The sequence below is a fragment of the Pseudomonas sp. HP_14 genome, from assembly GCF_055283875.1.
In genome coordinates, this window is sequence record NZ_JBTOQI010000025.1 from 17,603 (window position 1) to 37,989 (window position 20,387).

General features: G+C 57.6%; 21 protein-coding genes and 1 pseudogene. 12 read left to right on the top strand and 10 right to left on the bottom strand.

Features of this window, described 5'->3' with window-relative positions:
* Positions 1–116: 116 nt before the first annotated feature.
* Positions 117–566, top strand: a complete 450-nt coding sequence (locus ACYASS_RS17020; protein WP_463586978.1) for a YcgN family cysteine cluster protein — start codon at positions 117–119, stop codon at positions 564–566.
* Between the two features lie 98 nt (positions 567–664).
* Here the strand turns inward: ACYASS_RS17020 and ACYASS_RS17025 are convergent, their stop codons facing one another.
* The 4 genes from ACYASS_RS17025 to ACYASS_RS17040 form a co-directional block, all read right to left on the bottom strand.
* On the bottom strand, positions 665–1,039 hold the full coding sequence (locus ACYASS_RS17025; RefSeq protein ID WP_122665036.1) for a YgaP family membrane protein: 375 nt from the start codon (positions 1,037–1,039) through the stop codon (positions 665–667).
* 86 nt (positions 1,040–1,125) lie between these two features.
* Positions 1,126–1,614 carry an RNA methyltransferase gene (locus tag ACYASS_RS17030; protein ID WP_122665035.1) on the bottom strand — a complete coding sequence of 163 codons (489 nt, stop codon included), beginning with the start codon at positions 1,612–1,614 and terminating at the stop codon, positions 1,126–1,128.
* Between the two features lie 126 nt (positions 1,615–1,740).
* Positions 1,741–2,112: a YajD family HNH nuclease gene (locus ACYASS_RS17035; protein WP_463586979.1), complete on the bottom strand. Its 372-nt coding sequence runs from the start codon at positions 2,110–2,112 to the stop codon at positions 1,741–1,743.
* A gap of 66 nt (positions 2,113–2,178) precedes the next feature.
* Complete coding sequence (locus ACYASS_RS17040; RefSeq protein ID WP_463586980.1) at positions 2,179–2,865, bottom strand: spermidine synthase; 687 nt, start codon at positions 2,863–2,865, stop codon at positions 2,179–2,181.
* Positions 2,866–2,958: 93 nt separating this feature from the next.
* Here ACYASS_RS17040 and ACYASS_RS17045 point away from each other — a divergent pair, with 93 nt between their 5' ends.
* Positions 2,959–3,243, top strand: coding sequence for a hypothetical protein (locus ACYASS_RS17045; protein ID WP_243248173.1), 285 nt, complete (start codon positions 2,959–2,961; stop codon positions 3,241–3,243).
* 184 nt (positions 3,244–3,427) lie between these two features.
* Here the strand turns inward: ACYASS_RS17045 and ACYASS_RS17050 are convergent, their stop codons facing one another.
* Positions 3,428–3,904: a cyclic nucleotide-binding domain-containing protein gene (locus tag ACYASS_RS17050; protein WP_122665031.1), complete on the bottom strand. Its 477-nt coding sequence runs from the start codon at positions 3,902–3,904 to the stop codon at positions 3,428–3,430.
* Between the two features lie 104 nt (positions 3,905–4,008).
* Positions 4,009–6,069, bottom strand: coding sequence for a S9 family peptidase (locus ACYASS_RS17055; protein WP_463586981.1), 2,061 nt, complete (start codon positions 6,067–6,069; stop codon positions 4,009–4,011).
* A gap of 142 nt (positions 6,070–6,211) precedes the next feature.
* Between ACYASS_RS17055 and ACYASS_RS17060 the strand changes: the two genes are divergently transcribed.
* From ACYASS_RS17060 to ACYASS_RS17085, 6 genes are all read left to right on the top strand, one after another.
* Complete coding sequence (locus ACYASS_RS17060; protein WP_463586982.1) at positions 6,212–6,700, top strand: MFS transporter; 489 nt, start codon at positions 6,212–6,214, stop codon at positions 6,698–6,700.
* Between the two features lie 59 nt (positions 6,701–6,759).
* A complete protein-coding gene (locus tag ACYASS_RS17065; protein ID WP_463586983.1) occupies positions 6,760–7,542 on the top strand; it encodes a class II glutamine amidotransferase in 783 nt (260 codons plus the stop codon).
* 111 nt (positions 7,543–7,653) lie between these two features.
* On the top strand, positions 7,654–8,178 hold the full coding sequence (locus tag ACYASS_RS17070) for a DUF2937 family protein (protein ID WP_122665028.1): 525 nt from the start codon (positions 7,654–7,656) through the stop codon (positions 8,176–8,178).
* 510 nt (positions 8,179–8,688) lie between these two features.
* The gene (locus ACYASS_RS17075) at positions 8,689–9,441 is read left to right on the top strand and encodes a 5-oxoprolinase subunit PxpA (protein ID WP_463586984.1); all 753 of its coding nucleotides are present in this window, start codon (positions 8,689–8,691) and stop codon (positions 9,439–9,441) included.
* On the top strand, positions 9,438–10,142 hold the full coding sequence (locus ACYASS_RS17080; protein ID WP_463586985.1) for a 5-oxoprolinase subunit B family protein: 705 nt from the start codon (positions 9,438–9,440) through the stop codon (positions 10,140–10,142). The genes ACYASS_RS17075 and ACYASS_RS17080 overlap by 4 nt, the downstream gene beginning before the upstream one ends.
* Positions 10,139–11,056 (top strand): 5-oxoprolinase subunit C family protein, encoded by a 918-nt coding sequence (locus tag ACYASS_RS17085; RefSeq protein ID WP_463586986.1) that lies wholly within the window; start codon positions 10,139–10,141, stop codon positions 11,054–11,056. The genes ACYASS_RS17080 and ACYASS_RS17085 overlap by 4 nt, the downstream gene beginning before the upstream one ends.
* A gap of 105 nt (positions 11,057–11,161) precedes the next feature.
* On the opposite strand, the gene ACYASS_RS17090 is transcribed toward ACYASS_RS17085, so the two are convergent.
* From ACYASS_RS17090 to ACYASS_RS17100, 3 genes are all read right to left on the bottom strand, one after another.
* Positions 11,162–12,340 (bottom strand): vWA domain-containing protein, encoded by a 1,179-nt coding sequence (locus tag ACYASS_RS17090; protein ID WP_463586987.1) that lies wholly within the window; start codon positions 12,338–12,340, stop codon positions 11,162–11,164.
* A gap of 13 nt (positions 12,341–12,353) precedes the next feature.
* Positions 12,354–13,199 (bottom strand): AAA family ATPase, encoded by an 846-nt coding sequence (locus ACYASS_RS17095; protein WP_087265388.1) that lies wholly within the window; start codon positions 13,197–13,199, stop codon positions 12,354–12,356.
* Positions 13,200–13,443: 244 nt separating this feature from the next.
* Positions 13,444–14,511: a DUF748 domain-containing protein gene (locus ACYASS_RS17100; protein ID WP_463586988.1), complete on the bottom strand. Its 1,068-nt coding sequence runs from the start codon at positions 14,509–14,511 to the stop codon at positions 13,444–13,446.
* Positions 14,512–14,646: 135 nt separating this feature from the next.
* On the opposite strand from ACYASS_RS17100, the gene cysK reads away from it, so the two are divergent.
* Positions 14,647–15,621: a cysteine synthase A gene (gene cysK, locus ACYASS_RS17105; RefSeq protein WP_463586989.1), complete on the top strand. Its 975-nt coding sequence runs from the start codon at positions 14,647–14,649 to the stop codon at positions 15,619–15,621.
* A gap of 138 nt (positions 15,622–15,759) precedes the next feature.
* Positions 15,760–16,698, top strand: a complete 939-nt coding sequence (locus tag ACYASS_RS17110; RefSeq protein WP_463586990.1) for an aspartyl/asparaginyl beta-hydroxylase domain-containing protein — start codon at positions 15,760–15,762, stop codon at positions 16,696–16,698.
* Between the two features lie 138 nt (positions 16,699–16,836).
* Here the strand turns inward: ACYASS_RS17110 and ACYASS_RS17115 are convergent, their stop codons facing one another.
* Entirely contained in the window at positions 16,837–17,739 is a 903-nt protein-coding gene (locus tag ACYASS_RS17115) for a DMT family transporter (protein WP_463586991.1), read from the bottom strand.
* Positions 17,740–18,275: 536 nt separating this feature from the next.
* Between ACYASS_RS17115 and ACYASS_RS17120 the strand changes: the two are divergent.
* Together ACYASS_RS17120 and ACYASS_RS17125 are read left to right on the top strand one after the other, a co-directional pair.
* Positions 18,276–19,250: pseudogene (locus ACYASS_RS17120) on the top strand (cache domain-containing protein); the annotation flags it as partial.
* A gap of 180 nt (positions 19,251–19,430) precedes the next feature.
* Positions 19,431–20,156 carry a methyl-accepting chemotaxis protein gene (locus tag ACYASS_RS17125; protein WP_463586992.1) on the top strand — a complete coding sequence of 242 codons (726 nt, stop codon included), beginning with the start codon at positions 19,431–19,433 and terminating at the stop codon, positions 20,154–20,156.
* Positions 20,157–20,387: the final 231 nt, after the last annotated feature.

Here is a 20,387-nt window from a genome sequence, read left to right on the forward strand (position 1 = left end):
GCGCCGTCCGTCAGATGACAAGTATTGCGTACCGACAGTCGACCACACTTGGCCCGAGGGCCTTGTCGCACTAGACTGGCCGCCTTTTTCCTACCTGATGCTGATAGCCCGAACCCATGGCCGCTAAAGTCGAACCTTTCTGGATCCGCAAGACCCTCGCACAACTGGATAACACCGAGTGGGAGTCGCTGTGTGATGGTTGTGGCCTGTGCTGCCTGCAAAAGCTTGAGGATGAGGATGACAACAGCGTCTATTACACGCGCATCGCCTGCAAGTTGCTCGACCTGAAGACCTGTCAGTGCACGGACTACCCGAACCGTCGCGCCTTCGTGCCGGATTGCATCCAGCTCACGCCTGGACAGGCTGATGAATTCAAATGGTTGCCGCCAACCTGTGGTTATCGATTGGTCAGTGAAGGCAAGGACTTGCCACTCTGGCATCACCTTGTGTGCGGTGACCGGGATGCAGTGCATCAGGAGCGCATCTCCCAGTCTGGCCGTATGGTCAGCGAGAACAGCGTGCCTGAGGACGACTGGGAGGATTATCTGATCTTTCGGGCGGGGTGAATTACTGCGCGTATCCGGTAGGAGGCAACTTGTTGGCGAGGCGGTGTGTCAGTCACCGCCTCTCGCGAACACGTTCGCTCCTACCGGTGCGGTGAGTTTTACAGCCCATTCTTCGGCTTGGTCAGCGCTTCCAGGCCTTCAGTCAGCGCATCTTCAGTGGCTACTTCAGCTTTGGTCTTTAACAAACTCAGTTCATCACCGGCACGCTTGATGCGTGATTTGGCAATGTCCAGGTCGCTGCGGCTTTTTTCGACGAGGCTCTTGGCTGAGCAATGCCCAGTGATCCCGCGAGCTAATACTGCGCCACCAATGGCCAGTTGAATCAGGCCGAAGAAGCCGCCACGGCGCAAGCCTTTGCCCATCATCAGGACGCCGCCTGCCAGTGAGCCGACGCGCTCCCAGCCTTGAACGTTCTGTTGCGGTTGGCCCTGGACTGCATTGTCGATGCGCTCAATGATCGGGGTATCGCTCATGATCGTGCTCCGTGATGAGATGATTTCGGTTCAGTAAGAACTGACTGTCGCCTTCCGAAACTGTTCAATCCATTTCTGCCGAGTGTTTACGAATCAGCTTGTTCGCGACCGAATTGCGGGCCCGAGCGGGTGTTGATGCCTTTGGCCATGCGGTCGTACAGCACGACGTTTACGGTTGCAGCGAGGTTCATGCAGCCTTGGGTCGGGATGTACACCACATCCTCGCACCAGTCGCGAATCTCTTTGTCCAGCGAACCGTCTTCCGGGCCGAAAATGTACAGTGCGCGATCCGGGTGAGTGTATTCAGGCAGGGCGCGGGCACCGTCCACCAACTCCACGGCGACTGGAATGCAGCCCAGTGGCAGGATGCTTTTCAGATCCTCGATGCCAATCAGCGGGATGTCCTGATGGATCTTCTTGGTGTCGGTAATGAAGTCCCGGGCGCGCTCGTAGCGCTTGCCGGTGTAGAACACCGATGCGACGCCATAGCAACCCGCCGCACGCATCACGGAGCCTACGTTTTCCGGAGACTTGGGATTGAACAGGCCGATGCAGGCATAGCGTTTGTTTGCCACGGGGAAGTGCTCGCTGGGAAAAGCGGGCGATTATACGGTGGCAAAGCCGCAAGCGGTAAGCTACAAGCTACAAGCGGATTGGGTTGCTCTTACTTGCCGCTTGAAGCTTTCAGCTCGAAACTGCTTCTATTCCTTCTTCATGAGTCCCGCCAACGCCGCAAACGGGTTGTGCGTCGCCTTGGCTGTTTTCGGGCTGCTGGTGGAGGTTTCCGAGAAGTACTGCTGGTCGGTGTAGCGCGAGTGCTCGTTGTCGTGGCAGTACAGGCAGAGTAATTCCCAGTTCGAGCCATCCTGAGGATTGTTGTCGTGGTTGTGATCGCGGTGGTGAACGGTCAGCTCACTCAGGCGCTTTCCAGCAAACTCGCGTGCGCAACGGCCGCAGACATGGGGGTACATGCGCAATGCCTTGTCGCGATAACCCATTTCGCGGTCACGCTGGGCGTCGGCCAAAATGCGATCCAGCTTGGCGGTATGGGAGGGTGGGTTGGCCGTGCTCATGGGGTCACCTGTATCGGATTCGGTCGTGAAACAATAATGCGCCAAGTCTAGCGCGTCGCAAGGGGTTCAGCCCTTGAGTTTTTCGGCGATCCAGATGGTATGCCGGGTGCCCTTGTTGCCGTGGGCGAAAACCTGCACCTCTTCTGCCTTGAAACCGGCCTTGCGCAGCTTGTCGGAAAACTTCTGATCCGCACTCGCTGACCAGACCGCCAGTATGCCTTTGGGCCGCAATGCCTGTGCGCATGCTGCCAGCCCGCCCGAAGAGTACAGCCAACTGTTGGATTTCTGCGTCAGGCCTTCCGGGCCATTGTCCACGTCGAGCATGATCGCGTCGAAGCCGTGTGGCTCACTTTTGAGCACCTGAGCGACATCCTGCACGATTACTTTGGTGCGAGGGTCCAACAGCGGGTTGCCGGATTTTTCCCCCAGCGGCCCGCGATTCCACTCGACCACACCCGGCACCAGTTCAGCGACAACCACTTCGCCATTCTTGCCAAGATGTTTAAGCGCCGAGGCCAGCGTAAAGCCCATGCCCAAACCACCGATCAGTACACGGGGTTGCACGCGTGAGGCCACCTTTTTGCAGGGGATCTCCGCCAGCGCGTCTTCGGAGCCGTGCATGCGGGTGTTCATCAGTTGGCCGCCATCGCCGCCCTGGATCTTGATGACGAAGTCTTCACCGTATTCGAACAGGCACAAAGCCCCGCCGTTATTGGGAATGGCAGTGGTGTCGAGCAGAACGAAACGTTTCATTGAAGACTCATTCAGAGGTAGATTTTTGACCACATGTCATCGGCCAGGAGTAGGCTGAGCCGCACAACAATCGTTTGGCACAGGAGGCCATTGATGAAGCGCGCTATTCTACCGGCGATTTTCCTGACTGCGCTCTGGGTAAATGTCGTGCAGGCGGATAATCAGTCAGCAGCGTCTATCCCCTCATCGGGTTCCCCGGGCACCGCGACGCCGACGCCGTATCCGCAAGTAGTACCGTCGGGGCCGCCGCTCATAAACGGGACCCAGGGCAGTGGGCCGTTGTTGCCGAAAGTCGAACTGCCACAGCCGCCCAAGGGGCAACCCGTGCCGGGGCAGGACCCAAATGCACCGACGCCCATGCCGCCTCGGCCTAAATAATCAGATGATCACTGAGGCGCTCGCGGCTAAGGCCGCTCCTGGGCACGCTACAAGACCGTAGGAGTGGCTTAGCCGCGAGGCGGTATTTCTGGCGAAGTTACTGAAGCGCTCGTAGCGCCCCCCCCCCCGGGCTAAAACCGGTCCTACGAGGGTCAGGGGCTATCAAGTTTGCAGTGGGGAGCCACTAAACCTGCTGCGCCAGTAACTGGCCATCGACCATGCGCAGGCGTTTGGACAGGGAGGTCGCCAGGGCGCGGATAATTTTCGCTGCGACACGCGGCGCTTCATCGAGCATTTTTTCCAGCGCGTCACGGCCCAGGTTCAGCAACTGGCAGTCGGTTGCGGCAATGCAACTGGCTGAACGCCGCTCGCCATCCAGCACAGCCATCTCGCCAAAGGCCCGACCGCGACGCAATACGGCGATTTCCACCGTCTGGCCTTCAGGGTTGAGCTTCTGCACAGAAACCGTACCCAAATGGATGATGCTCATGAATGAGCCTGGATCGCCTTCGCTGAAGATCGCTTCGCCCTTGGCAATCGAAGCCATGTTGAAGTAGCCCGCAGCGGTCTGAAAATCAGCAGGCAGCAGCGGGTCAAACAGCCCGCAGTCCATGAGCATGTCGCGGATTTCATTGTTCAAGTGTGATGGTTGTTCTGCCATGGTTGGGTCTTGTTTTGGCCAATCGACGGTGATGGTAATTAAGCAAGGCCGGACGCTTTCACGCCCGACCCTGCTGCTACTAAGACACGAATTTCAAACCGAGTTCATTGGTTGAGTTGCAATACCTTGAAGATAAATCCGTATTCGAGTGCTACGTCACGCAAACCCTGATAACGCCCGCTCATGCCCCCGTGGCCCGCGCCCAGTTCGGTCTTGAGCAGCAGCAAGTTATCGTCGGTCTTGTGCGCCCGCAGTTTCGCTACCCACTTGGCCGCTTCCCAATACTGCACCCGGCTGTCGTTGTAGCCCGCGATCACCAGCATCGCCGGGTAGGCCTGAGCGCTGACGTTTTCATAAGGTGCATACGCCTTGATCCGTGCGTAGACATCCGGCTCTTGCGGGTTACCCCACTCGTCGTACTCGGTGACGGTCAGCGGTAAATCGGGATCGAGCATGGTATTGAGCACATCGACGAAAGGTACTTCGGCGATCGCAGCCTTGAACAGCTCCGGGCGTTTGTTAACCACTGCGCCAATCAGCAATCCACCGGCGCTGCCGCCGCTGATCACCAGTTGATCTGTGCTGGTGCGTTTCTCCGCGATCAGGTGTTCAGCGCAACTGATGAAGTCGTCAAACGTGTTTTGCTTGTTCTCCTGTTTGCCGTTGCGATACCAGGCTTCACCCAGCTCGCCGCCGCCGCGTACATGAGCAATGGCAAACGCCACGCCACGGTCCAGCAGGCTCAGGCGCGCGTGGGAAAACCACGGGTCCAGGCTTTCGCCGTAGGCTCCGTAACCATACAGATACAGCGGCGTCTGCTGATCGGCCAGTTCACGTTTGACCACCAGGCTGATCGGCACTTGCGTACCGTCACTGGCGGTGGCCCACAGGCGCTGACTGACATAAGCGTCGGCATTGAACGGGCCGAGTACCGGGGTTTCCTTGAGAACCAATTGCTCACCGCTGGCCAGGTCCAGTTGACGCACTTGAGCAGGGCGGTTCAAGGACTGGTAACGCAGACGGATTTTGTCGCTGTCGAATTCTAGTGTGTCTTGCACGTAAAGGCTGTAGGACGCGTCCGGTAATTGCACCCGGTAGGCAGGCAAGCCTTGCGGGCGCACCTCGATGATCGGCAAGCCGCCTTCACGCAGGCTCAAGGTCAGGCCCTTGGCGTTCAGGCTCAAACCTTCGAGCATCACGCTGTCGCTGTGCGGCACCAGCACCTGCCAGTTCGCGCGAGTCGGCACACCATTGGCTTTCTGCACCGCTTGATAGAGCGCAAAGTTGATGCCGTCCTGATTACTGCGGATCAACCAGCTCCATACGCCATCCACCTCGCCGTGGTCGATGGAGTATTCGTGACCTTCGACGCGTGGCGCCATGCACACAAAATCCTGCTGTGGCTGATCGGCATCCAGCACCCAGGCTTCGCTGGTGGTCTTGCTGTCGAGTCCCAGAATCAATTGCTTTTCCGAACTGCTGCGATAGCAGTGCAGGAAAAAACGTCCATCCGGCTCGCTGAAGACCAGCTCAGCCGAGCCATCACCCAGGCGGTGGCGATAAAGCTTGTGTGGCCGATGGGTGTCGTCCAGCTCGCCGAAGAACAACGTTTGGCTGTCGTTAGCCCAGGTCATGCTGCCATCGCAATCTTCAAACGGCAGGCTGCTGACCTGGCCGCTGCTCAGTTCCTTGACGTAAAGCTGATACACCTCTTCCCCGGTGGTATCCAGGCTGTAGGCCAGGCGCTGATGGTCCGGGCTGATGCTGAATGCACCCAGTGAAAAGAAACCGCCACCCGCCAATACGTTCGGGTCGAGCAAGACTTCCTCACGGTCTTCGTCAATGCTCAGCGAGTCATCGGCCGGGCGCGGGCAGCGATAGTGCCGCGCGTATTCATCGCCTTCGGTGGTGCGGGTGTAATACAGATACGGCCCCCAGGGAGAGGGCAGGGACAGATCGGTTTCGAGAATGCGCGCCTTGATCTCCTGAAACAGCGTTTCGCGAAGGTCTTCCTGATCGGCCAGTTGCGCCTGTTGCCAGGTGTTTTCCGCTTTCAGGTAATCGAGGACTTCGTCGGTGTCGCGGTTTTGCAGCCACGCGTAGGGATCTGTGCCGTCGGCCTGGCGGGCGATCGGGGCGTTTGCAGCTGAATTCGATGAGGTCATGCTGGGCTCTCTTTTGGAGGCGCCAAACGCTGGCGGGTGAAAATGAAAACCGCTGCGCCGGACTAATACTCAACCCGGACAAGCCGGGTTGGCGAAAAGCCGTTATCATAAGCGCCTCTTTACCTGCCTTACCACGGACGTCATGACCGAGAACGACTATACGATCGCCTGGGGCCTCTACGCATTTGCAGCGCTGGGCTGTCTGCTGGTGGGTTTTCTGATGACCCGCTGGATGTGGCGCTACCTGCGCGAGCCGCTGGTAGTGATCCTTGGTGTGCTGCTGTTTACGCCGACCATGATCGACGCCACTAAAGAAATTTACGCGCCTGCTGTCGCCATCACTGCGCTGGACCTGTTGTTCAAGGTGGGCAGTAACGTCTGGAACGCGCTGTCTGATCTGGCCATGTACGGCATGATCGCCCTGGTGGTCTACGTGGTGTTTGCGCTGATTCGCTGGCCACTGGAAAAAAGCTGGAAAGCCCGTCATCCACAAAAAACGGCCCAGCCAGAAGCCACGACTGAAACCGAAGAGGACGATGAGCCTTTTTCCGGTACCGACCGCTATGCGCGTAAACCTGCGGCACCCACCGTCAACACCAGCAGCCGTTCGCGGGTAGAGCCTCGCCTTTAATACTTTCCCTGGCGCTTGTGTCGCCATGCTGCTGAACGTTTGCAAGCGAGAATCCGAGCATGTGTGAACTCCTGGGCATGAGCGCCAATGTCCCGACCGACATCGTTTTCAGCTTTACCGGTCTGATGCAGCGCGGCGGGCGTACCGGTCCGCACCGTGATGGCTGGGGCATCGGGTTCTACGAGGGGCGCGGCTTGCGCCTGTTTCAAGACCCGGCCGCAAGCAGTGAATCGGAAATTGCGCAGTTGGTGCAGCGTTACCCCATTAAAAGTGAAGTGGTGATAGGTCATATCCGTCAGGCCAACGTCGGGCGGGTATGCCTTTCCAATACGCATCCCTTTGTGCGCGAACTCTGGGGTCGTAACTGGTGTTTCGCCCATAACGGTCAGTTGGCGGATTTCGATCCTCTTGCCACGTTCTACCGCCCGGTCGGCGATACCGACAGTGAGGCCGCTTTCTGTGATTTGCTCAACCGCGTGCGTGAAGCATTCCCTGAGCCGGTAGAGGTGGAAGAATTGCTGCCGTCATTGGTCGACGCTTGCACTCACTACCGCAGTAAGGGCGTATTCAATGGCCTGCTCAGCGACGGTGACTGGCTGTTTTGCTTTTGCAGTACCAAACTGGCACATATCACCCGCCGTGCTCCGTTTGGCCCGGCACGCTTGAAAGATGTCGACGTTATCGTCGACTTTCAGGCTGAAACCACGCCAAATGATGTAGTCACGGTCATTGCTACCGAGCCGTTGACCGAGAATGAAAACTGGAACCGTTACGAGCCAGGACAATGGGCTCTGTGGCGGCGCGGTGAGTGTGTTGCGAGTGGTAATACCCCGGTACTGTAGGAGCCAAATTGTTGGCGAAGCGGTGAGTCAGATACGCTGCTTCGCCAACAAGTTGGCTTCTACAGGAAAGCATCCAGTCCGACATTGATGTTTGGTTTGAGAGGGATCTAAATGCTGCGAAGTTATCTGCGATTGGTCTTGTTCACGGCGGGCTTGTTGTTCGGGGTTCAGATACCGGGGTTTATCAGCGACTACGGCAAGCGAGTCGAGGCGCATCTGCTTGAGGCCCAGCAAAGTGTCAGAGGCTACAACGCCACTGCGCAGCAGTTCTTCAAGGGTGATGTACAGGCGCTGATTCAGCACTATCGCAACAGCGAAGACCCGGTGTTTCGCGCGGATGCCGATACCATCAATACCCTGTTGACCCGAACCCAGGTGCTGCAGCGTGAATGGCTGGCGATGCAAGGCCCATGGTATGCACGAGCGATTCATGTTGCCGTGGCCGCCGATGCCGATATCCGCAGCGAGACCTGGAATGGTTACACCTGGCAGGTACTGCTGGCGCCCGACGTCATCGCTTGGGGCATTATTTGCGCCTTGCTACTCGCGTTCCTGATCGAGAGCTTCTTCCTGATGATCAATTGGGTCGCTACTGGCGGCCGTCGCAAGCATCGGCTGGAGCGGGACTGGCGCTGATAGCGACATGTGCCGTGCTTGAGGGATCGCCCCGATCACCAGTGCAGACTGTGTGAAAACTACTGCAGGCTGGGCACCTTCGGTGCTACGCGCACAATACTGCGTTAAAAACAGGCGAAAAATGCTCATTTAGAACACTAGAGTCGGACGCGACCCCGGCCGTTTTTCGTCTGTTTCTGCCTTGTCTTGCCGTCGCTCGCTACGTTTTCACACAGTCTGAGTGGGAGCGAATTTATTCGCGAATACGGCGGTACAGACGCAGAAGGAGTAGTGGGTGTACATGCCTCTTCGCGATTGAATCCGCTCCTACTGGGCAAGTTCAATGCTGTATCAAACGCCTCAATCACTTTTTCTTATCCGCCCCCCGCGCTTTTATTAGTTGGACTCCACGTCCGGCCTCATCCAAGAATAAGCCATGTCTGACAGGCCCGTCGCAACGCTGCCTTTGCCGGTAACTGGCGCGCTAGACTGAACCTGTTGTCCAAACACGATAAAGCACAGGAGAGACCCATGGGCCGCCTGCTACTCAATTGCGACATCGGCGAAAGCTTTGGTGCCTGGAGCATGGGCCTTGATGCTCAGGTCATGCCATTCATTGATTGCGCCAATGTCGCCTGTGGTTTTCACGCAGGTGACCCCAGCGTGATGCGCAAGACCGTCAGCCTGGCGCTGGCCAATGACGTCATGATTGGTGCGCATCCGGCTTACCCGGATCTGGTGGGCTTTGGCCGCCGTTCCATGGCGTGCAGCCCTGAAGAGATTCAGGATCTGTTGCATTACCAGATCGGTGCGCTGGACGGCGTGTGTCGCGCTCAGGGGGGACGAGTGCGTTACGTCAAACCTCATGGTGCGATGTACAACGACATGATGGCTAACCCTGCGCAGTTACGGGCGGTCATCGAAGGCATCGCCCGTTATGACGCAGAGCTGCCACTGATGCTGCTGGCCATGCGTGACAACAGCAGGGCGCAGGCATTGGCCGATGAGTTCGGCGTGCAGTTGTGGTTTGAAGCTTTTGCTGATCGTGGCTACGAGCCTGACGGCAGCCTGATGTCGCGCAAACTGCCAAACGCTGTGCACCATGATCCGGACGTCATCGTCGCCCAGGCCTTGACCTTCGCCCGCGGCGAGCCGTTGACCGCCAGTGACGGCAGCCAGCTTCCGCTCAAGCCCGATACCCTCTGTGTGCATGGCGACAACGCCAGTTCAGTCGCGGCTGTCCAGCGTATTCGTCAGTCTCTGGATGAGCTGTCCGGCGTATGAAGTTGCGTATCGAAGTGGTCGCGATCGATTGTCTGATGGTGCGTCTGTTCGACACCATCGACGAGAGCAACATGCCGTGGATGCTGGCTGCCACCGCTCGTTTGCGCGAGCAGTTTGCCGGGCATCTGGTGGAACTGGTGCCCTCCTACACCACCTTGATGGTGCAATACGATTTACTGGGGCTTAACCCGCAACAGGCACGCGAGCTGATTCATCTGGCATTGCGCGATCTGGCCCCTGATCCATCCGTCAGCGGTCAGCACCATGTTTTGCCTGTCTGGTATGACCTGAGTGTCGGTCCGGAGCTGAACGTGTTGTCAAAGCGCAGTGGCCTGGACATCAGCGAAGTCATTCGCCGTCACAGCGAACGCCAGTATCAGGTGTTCGCTCTCGGTTTTGCGCCGGGCTTTGCGTTCATGGGGCTTGTGGAGGAAATCCTCGCCGCACCTCGTTTGAACACCCCGCGCAAGCGAGTCGCAGCGGGTAGCGTCGGCATTGCCGAACGTCAGACTGCCGCGTATCCGGTGGTTTCTCCGGGTGGCTGGAACCTTATCGGCCGTACCTGTAGCAAGCTGTTTGACCGTCAGCGCGACGGCTACAGCTTGATGCAGCCCGGCGACACGGTCAGTTTCGCTGCCATTGAGCGTGCTGAGTTTGTGCGTCTGGGTGGCGATGACACGCCACTGGAGGTGCAACCATGAGCGCGCTGCTGATCGAAAACAGTACGCCTCTATGCCTGTTGCAGGACGCTGGGCGGTTCGGTGTTCGTCATCTGGGGGTTACTCAGGGCGGAGCGCTGGATTGGGTGTCCATGTCGTGGGCCAATCGTTTGCTGGACAACCCGCTGGACGCAGCGGTCATCGAAGTGACGCTCGGCGGTCTGACCTTGCTGGCAGAGGAAGATTGCTGTCTGGCGCTGGCCGGTGCCGACCTGGGGGCAATGCTTGATGAGCGTCCGCTGTCGCCTTGGCGCAGCTTTTTCATGAGCAAGGGCCAGCGTTTACGTTTTACCCAGCCACACCTTGGCGCGAGAGCTTATCTGGCTGCGCCTGGCGGTTTTGATGCTCCCCAGGTACTGGGCAGTTGCTCAAGCGTGGGTCGTGAAGAGCTCGGTGGGCTCGACGGGCTGGGTAAAGCGTTGGAGAAGGGGGATCGGTTGAGTTACTCGGGCACCTCATTTTTGCTCGGGGCGCTCACTGAGCAGCAAATCCCTGACTTCAATGACAATGCGCCGCTGGATATCGTACTGGGTGCCCAAGCCAGTGAATTCAGTGGCCAGAGCCTGTTCGATGTCTTCAATAACGACTGGACCCTGGACAGCCGTGCCGACCGCATGGGTGCACGTATGCTTGGGCCGCAGTTGGTGTATCAGGGCGCACCGATGATTTCTGAAGGTATTCCGTTGGGGGCGGTGCAAGTTCCCCCGGATGGTCAGCCGATCATTTTGCTCAATGACCGGCAAACCATCGGCGGCTACCCCCGGCTGGGTGCGCTGACGCCATTGTCCCTGGCCCGTCTGGCGCAACGGCTGCCCGGCAGTACGGTGCGGCTCAAACCGATTGTGCAGACCACGGCGCATGAGCAGCAGGTCGCGTATTTGCAGAGGCTACGCTAATCACCCTGTAGGAGCTGCCGAAGGCTGCGAAAGCGTTTGATCTGACATAACGCTATCGCAGCCTTCGGCAGCTCCTACAGGGCCTGATTCCAATTCGGATCTGGATTACTTCGCCAGATACCGCATGCTTTCTTCCAGCCCGCGCAGTGTCAGCGGGTACATCTGGTCCTCGATCAGGTCGCGCACAATATTGGTTGATGTGGTGTAGGCCCAGGCGTCTTTGGGGTAGGGGTTTATCCAGATGAGTTTCTTGAATTTGGCGGTAAAGCGCTGCATCCAGAGGTAACCGGGTTCTTCGTTCCAGTGCTCGACACTGCCCCCCGCCTGAGTGATTTCATACGGTGCCATCGACGCATCGCCGATGAAGATCACTTTGTAGTCCGCGCCGTATTTGTGCAGTAAATCCTGGGTTGAAAAGCGCTCCGAACCGCGGCGCATATTGTTCTTCCACACTGATTCATAAATGAAGTTGTGAAAGTAGAAGTACTCCAGATGCTTGAATTCGGTTTTGCACGCCGAGAACAACTCTTCGCAGACTTTGACGTGGGCGTCCATCGAGCCGCCGATGTCGAACAACAGCAAAAGCTTGATGGTGTTGCGCCGTTCCGGGCGCATCTGGATATTCAGCAGACCCGCATCGCGCGCGGTGTGGTCGATGGTGCCATCAATGTCCAGTTCCTCCGCAGCACCCTGGCGGGCAAACTTGCGCAGACGGCGCAACGCGACCTTGATGTTGCGTGTACCGAGTTCGACCTGATCATCCAGATTCTTGTACTCGCGCTGGTCCCAGACCTTGACCGCCTTGCCTTGGCGCTCGCCTGCATCGCCCACCCGAATGCCTTCCGGGTTGTAACCGCCTGAACCGAAAGGGCTGGTGCCGCCTGTGCCGATCCATTTGTTACCACCGGCGTGGCGTTCTTTTTGCTCTTCCAGGCGCTTCTTGAACTCTTCAATCAGCTTGTCGAGCCCGCCCAGTGACTGAATCTGCGCACGCTCTTCATCCGACAGCGAACGCTCGAACTCTTTGCGCAGCCAGTCTTCGGGGATCAAGGCCTTGAGGTGATCGTCGAGCTTCTCCAGGCCATTGAAGTAGGCGCTGAAAGCGCGGTCAAACTTGTCGAAATGCCGTTCGTCCTTGACCAGAATCGTCCGGGCGAGAAAGTAGAACTCGTCCATATCGGCGAACGTCACCCGTTGTTTCAGGGCGTTGATCAGGTCCAGCAGCTCACGTACCGAGACCGGCACCTTGGCGGCGCGCATTTCGTTGAACAGATTGAGGAGCATGGTCTCTCCGGAATCAGCGGTTGCCGCGACGGCTCATGAACGCCAGACGTTCGAGCAACTGCACGTCCTGCTCATTTTTGACCAGTGCTCCGGCCAGCGGCGGGATGGCCTTGGTCGGATCGCGTTCACGCAGAACCGCTTCGCCAATGTTGTCGGCCATCAGCAGTTTCAGCCAGTCCACCAGTTCCGAGGTCGAAGGTTTTTTCTTCAGGCCGGGTACTTTGCGCACATCGAAGAACACGTCCAGCGCTTCGCTGACCAGGTCCTTCTTGATGTCCGGATAATGCACGTCGACGATTTGTTGCAGTGTGGCACGATCCGGAAAGGCGATGTAATGGAAGAAGCAGCGGCGCAGGAAAGCGTCTGGCAGCTCTTTCTCGTTGTTAGAGGTAATGATGATGATCGGTCGGACTTTAGCCTTAATGGTCTCGTCGATTTCGTAAACGTAGAACTCCATCTTGTCGAGTTCTTGCAGCAAGTCATTGGGGAACTCGATGTCGGCCTTGTCGATTTCGTCGATCAGCAGGATCACGCGTTCTTCAGCTTCGAAGGCTTCCCAGAGCTTGCCTTTCTTGAGGTAGTTACGCACGTCGTGGACTTTGTCCACGCCCAGTTGCGAGTCCCGCAGGCGGCTGACGGCATCGTATTCATACAGGCCCTGATGAGCCTTGGTAGTCGATTTGATGTGCCAGGTAATCAGCTTGGCCCCGAACGATTCGGCCAGTTGCTCGGCAAGCATGGTTTTACCGGTGCCCGGCTCGCCCTTGACCAGCAACGGGCGCTCCAGGGTGATTGCCGCATTGACCGCCAGCTTGAGATCGTCGGTGGCGACGTATGCGCGGGTGCCTTCAAACTTCATCGGTAAAATCCTCGGTAAACAATGCGCGGACTATAGCGCGCAGGTCTGGCGACTGTGAATGTGGAGCGGGTATTCAGTGGCTGAATAGCGAGTCGGCGTCGCACCGGTCATCGGCATTCGGTGGAAAAACCTGTGGGAGCGAATTCATTAGCGAAGAGGTCCGGCCTGAAAAAATATTTGTTTCTGACACACCGCCTTCGCGAATGAATTCGCTCCCACAGGTTTTGCGTTCGTCTGGCGGAAATTAGCCTTTGCTGTTGTCATACCGCGCATTGAACGCCTGCACGAACGCATTCCTCAGGATCTGCAAAAAGGCCTGAAAGGCGCTGACATCCTGATTATGAACGCTGCCGCTCAGTTCAACCCGGGTCGCGAACTGGTTTTCGCTCTGGTTCTTCAGCACGGTTTCGCCGCCGCCCACCACGGCTTCCCAGATCGAGCGGAAGAAGCCTTTGTTCTGGTTTTCGACGTCCTGTTTCCAGTTAAAGACCTCTACGTCGCGCAGCAGCGGTTTGATGTACCCGGTTAATTGACCTTTATCAGCCTGAGCTTCAATCACCAGATCACCTTGCCCGGCATTGAAGTCGAAGTTGCCATACGCGGAGGCGAGGTCGTTCAAACGCTTGAGTTCGATGCCGGTGGCTCTTAGCCGCAAGTCAAAATCTTCGAAGTTGGTGAACGGGTCGAAGGTTGCGGACGCTTCCATTCTGGCGTGACCTTCAAGCAGTGCCTTGCCCTCGAAGCGAGCGTCGCGGTTGCCTTTCAGGTCTTCAACGTTCGTCAGGTTATAAAGGCTGGCGTTGAGCTTGTCGGCCTCGATTTTCACTTTCGGCGTGGTGCTGAAATTGTTGAAAGTGATCTTGCCGTCGTTGATCCGAACTTCGTTGAGGGTAATCGGTAGCAGCTTGTTTATTTGCTCCTGCCAGTCAGTACCCTGACCGGTCTGCGACGCTTGCTTGTTTTTGCCGCCATCGACAAAGTTGATCTCCGGCTGAGCGAATATCATCTCAGCGACCACTGCATGGTCGTACCACAGATGTTTCCAGCTCACCGCCAGATCAATGACCGGCACCTTGACGAATGGCACCGGCACCTTGCCGTCTACCTTGACGATGTTCAGCCCGTTGATTCTGTAAGCGCCGCGCCATAACTCGACGTCGACATCCGCGACCTGGCCACGGTAGTCGCCCATGTCGGCGAGCTTGTCATTGAGGTAGTCGCGGACTAGATAGGGCAGGGCGATGTGCACGGCGACCAACAGGACAACAATCCCGGCCAAGGTCCAGAGTGGCCAGCTGTAACGACGTTTCATGGCGAGGGTCTCAGGTTCTGATGAGTTGTTGACTCTTCACGTCGGCATCCGTTCGCTGCGACTGGACGCCTACCAGTCATGAGGCATAGGCTTTCACTTTCCAGACCACTGAAGAACGTGCACAAGGACACCGCCATGAGCCGTATTTACGCTGACAATGCCCACTCCATCGGCAACACCCCGCTGGTGCAGATCAATCGCATCGCGCCCCGTGGAGTCACGATTCTGGCCAAGATCGAGGGCCGTAATCCGGGCTATTCGGTGAAGTGCCGGATCGGTGCCAACATGATCTGGGACGCTGAAAGCAAGGGCAAACTCAAGCCCGGCATGGCCATCGTCGAACCCACATCGGGTAACACCGGTATCGGCCTGGCGTTTGTGGCTGCCGCACGTGGCTACAAGCTGATGCTGACCATGCCTGCATCCATGAGCATCGAGCGGCGCAAAGTGCTCAAGGCGCTGGGCGCGGAGTTGGTCCTGACCGAGCCCGCCAAAGGCATGAAAGGCGCTATCGAGAAAGCCGAAGAGTTGCTGGCCAGCGATCCTGAAAAATTCTTCATGCCAGCCCAGTTTGAAAACCCGGCCAACCCGGCGATTCATGAGAAGACCACTGGCCCGGAAATCTGGAACGACACGGATGGCGCGGTTGATGTGCTGGTTGCGGGTGTGGGTACTGGCGGCACCATCACCGGTGTTTCGCGCTACATCAAAAATACTGCGGGCAAACCGATTCTGTCCGTCGCCGTAGAGCCGCTGGTTTCGCCGATCATCACCCAGGCGCTGGCTGGCGAAGAGATCAAACCCAGCCCGCACAAGATTCAGGGCATTGGCGCCGGTTTCATCCCGAAAAACCTTGACCTGTCGCTTGTCGACCGGGTTGAACTGGTCAGTGATGACGAAGCCAAAGCCATGGCACTGCGCTTGATGCAGGAAGAGGGCATCTTGTGCGGTATCTCCTGTGGCGCAGCCATGGCGGCAGCGGTACGCATGGCCGAAACCCCGGAAATGCAGGGTAAAACCATTGTGGTGATCCTGCCGGATTCGGGGGAGCGTTACCTGTCGAGCATGCTCTTCAGCGACCTGTTTACCGACCAGGAGCTGCAACAGTAAGACCTCGTTTACGCTTGTCCGCTTTTTGTCAGGTCGGCGAGGGTTTATGATGCCCGGCTGGCGAACCTTCCCTGCGATGGTTCGCCTTCCAGCGCGATCACCACGACAAGACGTACAGCGGTAAACGAGGAGAGTTAGATGACGTTTTCATTGGCTGCCAAAGTATCGATCCTGATGCTTTTCGTGTGCAGCACGCTGTATGTGCATTTGCGTGGCAAGGCACGATTGCCGCTGTTGCGTCAGTTCGTTAATCATTCGGCGCTGTTCGCTCCTTATAACGCCCTGATGTACCTGTTTTCGCGCGTACCGTCCAAGCCGTATCTGGACCGTACCGCGTTCCCCGAGCTGGATGTGCTCAAGAACAACTGGCAGACCATTCGCGAAGAAGCCATGCATCTGTTCGATGAAGGCTATATCCGTGCTGCCGAGAAGAATAACGACGCCGGTTTTGGTTCGTTCTTCAAGAAGGGCTGGAAGCGGTTTTACCTGAAGTGGTACGACAAAGCCTTGCCGTCGGCTGAAGTGCTGTGCCCGAAGACGGTGGCGCTGGTCAATTCGATCCCCAACGTCAAGGGCGCGATGTTCGCCCTGTTGCCTGGGGACAGCCACCTCAATCCGCATCGTGACCCGTTCGCCGGTTCATTGCGTTATCACCTGGGGCTTTCGACGCCGAACTCCGATGATTGCCGGATTTATGTCGACGGGCAGGTGTATGCCTGGCGCGATGGTGAAGATGTCATGTTCGACGAAACCTATGTGCATTGGGTCAAGAACGAGACTGACGTGACCCGCGTGATTCTGTTCTGCGACATCGAACGGCCGTTGCGGACTCGCGTCATGACCCGCATCAACCGTTGGGTCAGCGCCTTTCTCGGTCGCGCCACTGCCCCTCAGAACACCGACGACGAGCGTGTAGGCGGCATCAACCAGGCCTACGCCTGGAGCAAGCGTTTCAGCGATACCTTCAGCGGCAAGGTCAAGCAATTCAAACGCAAAAACCCCAAAGCCTATCGCGTGCTGCGCCCGGTGCTGGCGGTGGTGGTGCTGACGTTGCTGGGGTATTGGTTGTTTGGGTAGTTCATATCAAAAGATGACGTAATACCTGTAGGAGCGCACGAGCAACGCGAGGCCGCGATGGCGGAGTGTCAGACAAATCGCTATCGCGGCCTCGCGTTGCTCGATGGAGCGCCACCCCGGCAGCTCCTACAAATGAATTCAGTCGCTTGCAGACCGGATCACCTCCGCAGGCCGCAACACCAGCCACAACGACAGCGCAATCAGCACGCCGCCATAGACGTGCGCCATCGACAGCGGCTCATCCAGAAACAACGCCCCCCACAACACGCCGAACGGCGGGATCATGAACGTCACGGTCATCGAGCTGAGCGGGCCGATGCTGGTCATCAGGCGGAAGTACAGGATATAGGCGAACGCGGTGCACACCAGTCCCAGCCCCAGCAGTGACAGCCAGACACTGGCGCCGCCCCAGCTTGCGGGTGGATCGGTCATCACCCGATAGCCGAACAGCGGCAATAACAACAAGGTTGCGCCCAGCATGCTGCCCAGTGCTGAAAGACGGCTGTCCAGCCCACCCTGTCGATCCAGCCAGCGCCGCGTGAGAAAGCCGGCGAACGCATAGCAGGTGGTCGCCAGCAGGCAGGCGAGAGCACCCATCAGCAGTTCCAGATTGAATTCTACCGGGCCCGCCCGAGTCAGAACGCCGACACCGACCAATCCCAGAAAGACGCCGCTGATCTTCATCGCCGAGAGCTTCTCGCTGAAGAATAACCCGCCGACCAGTACGCCCATCAGAGGCGTCGTGGCATTGAAGATCGACGAGTAACCGGCAGGCAATGTTTGTGCAGCAATCGAGTAGAGCGTCGCTGGCAGCCCTGAGTTGATCACCCCCAGCAGCATGCACGTCTTCAGCTTGCCGCGAAAATCCAGGCGCACCCGCATCAGCAGGAAAATGACCAGCAGGCCAGCGGCGGCAATCGATACCCGAAAGAATGCGGTCGGTACGCTGCCCAGCACGGGCGCGATAATACGCATGAACAAAAAGCTCGCTCCCCAGATGGCGGCGAGCACCAGCAGGTTGACGATATCGGCAGGTTTCATGAAAGGTCCTTCTTGGCAGAAGGCCGGGAGTTTTACCGGGAGACGCAATGTCTTGCAACGATTTGTGACGTAATTCGCCAGCCTTCGCTCAACCTCAGCATTGAGTCAGGCAAGTTCTGTTTCTTGCCTATCGTGACGGGAATCCATATCAATTCAATGTTTCAGGTATATGAAGCGAGGATCGAAATTTGAAGGACCAACGGTCAAGTGAATGACGCTTTCATATTTAACTTATTAGTATGTCAGCCGAAACAGCCGTTATGGACTGCCTATTAAAGCCCTGAACAGGAAGAGTGCCTTGAATTTAGCGCCAACTTATTGGCTTTCTGCTGGAGGCCTTGCCAGCCAGGGCTTGCAGCTTGGGTGGAGATATTTAGGTTGTCGCTGTCTGCGATCGCGATATCAGCGTTAATCGCAGGGATATCAGGCTGGATTAATGGAACGTTGGTTCCAGTCAGAGCAGACATTCTGCCTTTGTCCCTATAAAGCCGGTGCCCTGAACAAATGATGTCTATGTGATTTGAGAGGAAGTCTCGATGACTTTGAAGTTCCGTCATAAAATTCTGCTGGCTGCCTCGATTATCGTGGTATTGGCGTTCGCATTATTCACGTTGTACAACGACTATCTGCAACGCAACACCATTACCAAAAACCTTGAAAACTCGGTGGCCCAGGCGGGCGAGTTGACCGCGACCGGCATTCAGAGCTGGCTGAGCGGACGCATTCTTGTGCTGGAAAACCTCGGGCAGAACGTCGCCCGCCAAGGCACCAAGAGTGATCTGGGCGGCCTCGTCGGCCAGCCGTCGCTGACGTCGACTTTTCAGTTCACTTATATCGGTGATGCTGACGGCGTGTTCACCCAGCGGCCGGACGCTGAAATGCCTGCCGGTTATGACCCGCGTAAACGCCCTTGGTACACCTCGACGGTAACCGCCGACAAGACGATTATCAGCGCGCCGTATCTGGCCTCGGTCGGAGGACTGGTCGTTACCATCGCCAGCCCGATCAAGATCAATGGCAAGCTTGCGGGTGTTGCAGGCGGCGATTTGAGCCTCGAAACCCTGGTCAAAATCGTTAACTCGGTAGAGTTTGGTGGCCTTGGGCATGCCTTTCTGGTCAGCGGCGACGGGCAGGTCATCGTCAGCCCGGACAAAGATCAGGTGATGAAAAACCTCAAGGATATTTATCCTGGCCAAACCCTGACGCTGGACAAGACCTTGCGTGAAGTGACCCTCAACGGTCAGCAACGCCTGCTGTCATTTACCCCGATCAGTGGGTTACCGGGTGCAGATTGGTACATCGGTCTGTCCATCGACCGGGACAAAGCCTACGCGCCATTGAGCGAATTCCGTACCTCGGCGCTGATTGCCATGGTGGTTGCTGTATTGGTCATCGCTTTGCTGCTGAGTCTGTTGATCAGTGCGCTGATGCGTCCGTTGACTGCGATGGGCCGCGCCATGCAGGACATCGCGCAGGGGGAGGGTGATCTGACTCGCCGCTTGAGTATTCAGGGCAAGGATGAATTTGCCGATCTGGGTGGTTCATTCAACCAGTTCGTCGAGCGCGTGCATGCATCCATCTCGGAAGTCTCTTCGGCGACGCTACTGGTCCATGACCTGTCGCAAAGGGTAGAGCAGTCATCCAATTCCTCGATCCTCGGGTTTGATGAGCAAAGTGCCCGCACCAACAGCGTGGCCGCCGCGATCAACGAACTCGGTGCTGCCACTCAGGAGATTGCCCGCAACGCTTCCGACGCCTCAGCTCAGGCCAGTCAGGCCCGGGAGCAGGCAGAAGACAGTCGCGCAGTGGTGGAAAAAACCATCCATGCCATGACCAGTCTGTCATCCAAGATCAGCGATTCCTGCACGCAAATTGAAACCCTGAATACCAGCACCGAAAACATCGGGCAAATTCTCGACGTGATCAAAGGCATTTCGCAACAGACCAACCTGTTGGCGCTCAACGCCGCTATTGAGGCTGCGCGTGCGGGTGAAGCTGGTCGTGGCTTTGCGGTAGTCGCCGATGAAGTGCGTAACCTGGCGCATAGGACCCAGGAGTCTGCCGACCAGGTGCACAAGATGATCGGCGAGTTGCAGCAGGGCTCTCATGACGCGGTCGAGAACATGAACCAGAGTCAGGCCAGTAGCCGCGACAGCGTTGACGTTGCCAACCAGGCGGGTAGCCGGCTGATCAGTGTCACCCAGCGCATCAGCGAGATCGACGGTATGAACCAATCGGTGGCTGCTGCCACTGAAGAGCAGACCGCCGTGGTGGAAACACTCAACGTCGACATCAGCCAGATCAATATGCTTAACCAGCAGGGCGTGGCCAACCTCAACGAAACCCTGTCCGACTGCGCCGCGCTGTCTCAGCAGGCCGGGCGGCTCAAGCAGTTGGTGGCAAGCTTCAAGATTTAACAGGCTGGATTTGCGGGCTTACCTTGTTATGCCTGCAGGATTGTATTCCTCTGTGGGAGAGGGCGTTATTTCTGGCGCAGGATATTTAGCGAATGTCCCGACGTCCTCCCGGCTAAAGCCGGTCCTGCGGGAGGGCGTAGAACCTGTGGGGGGGGGGGGTGGGGGGGGGGGGGGGGGGGGGGGGGGGGGGGGGGGGGCCGCGGCCGCGCGGAGGGCGCGCCCGCCCGGGCC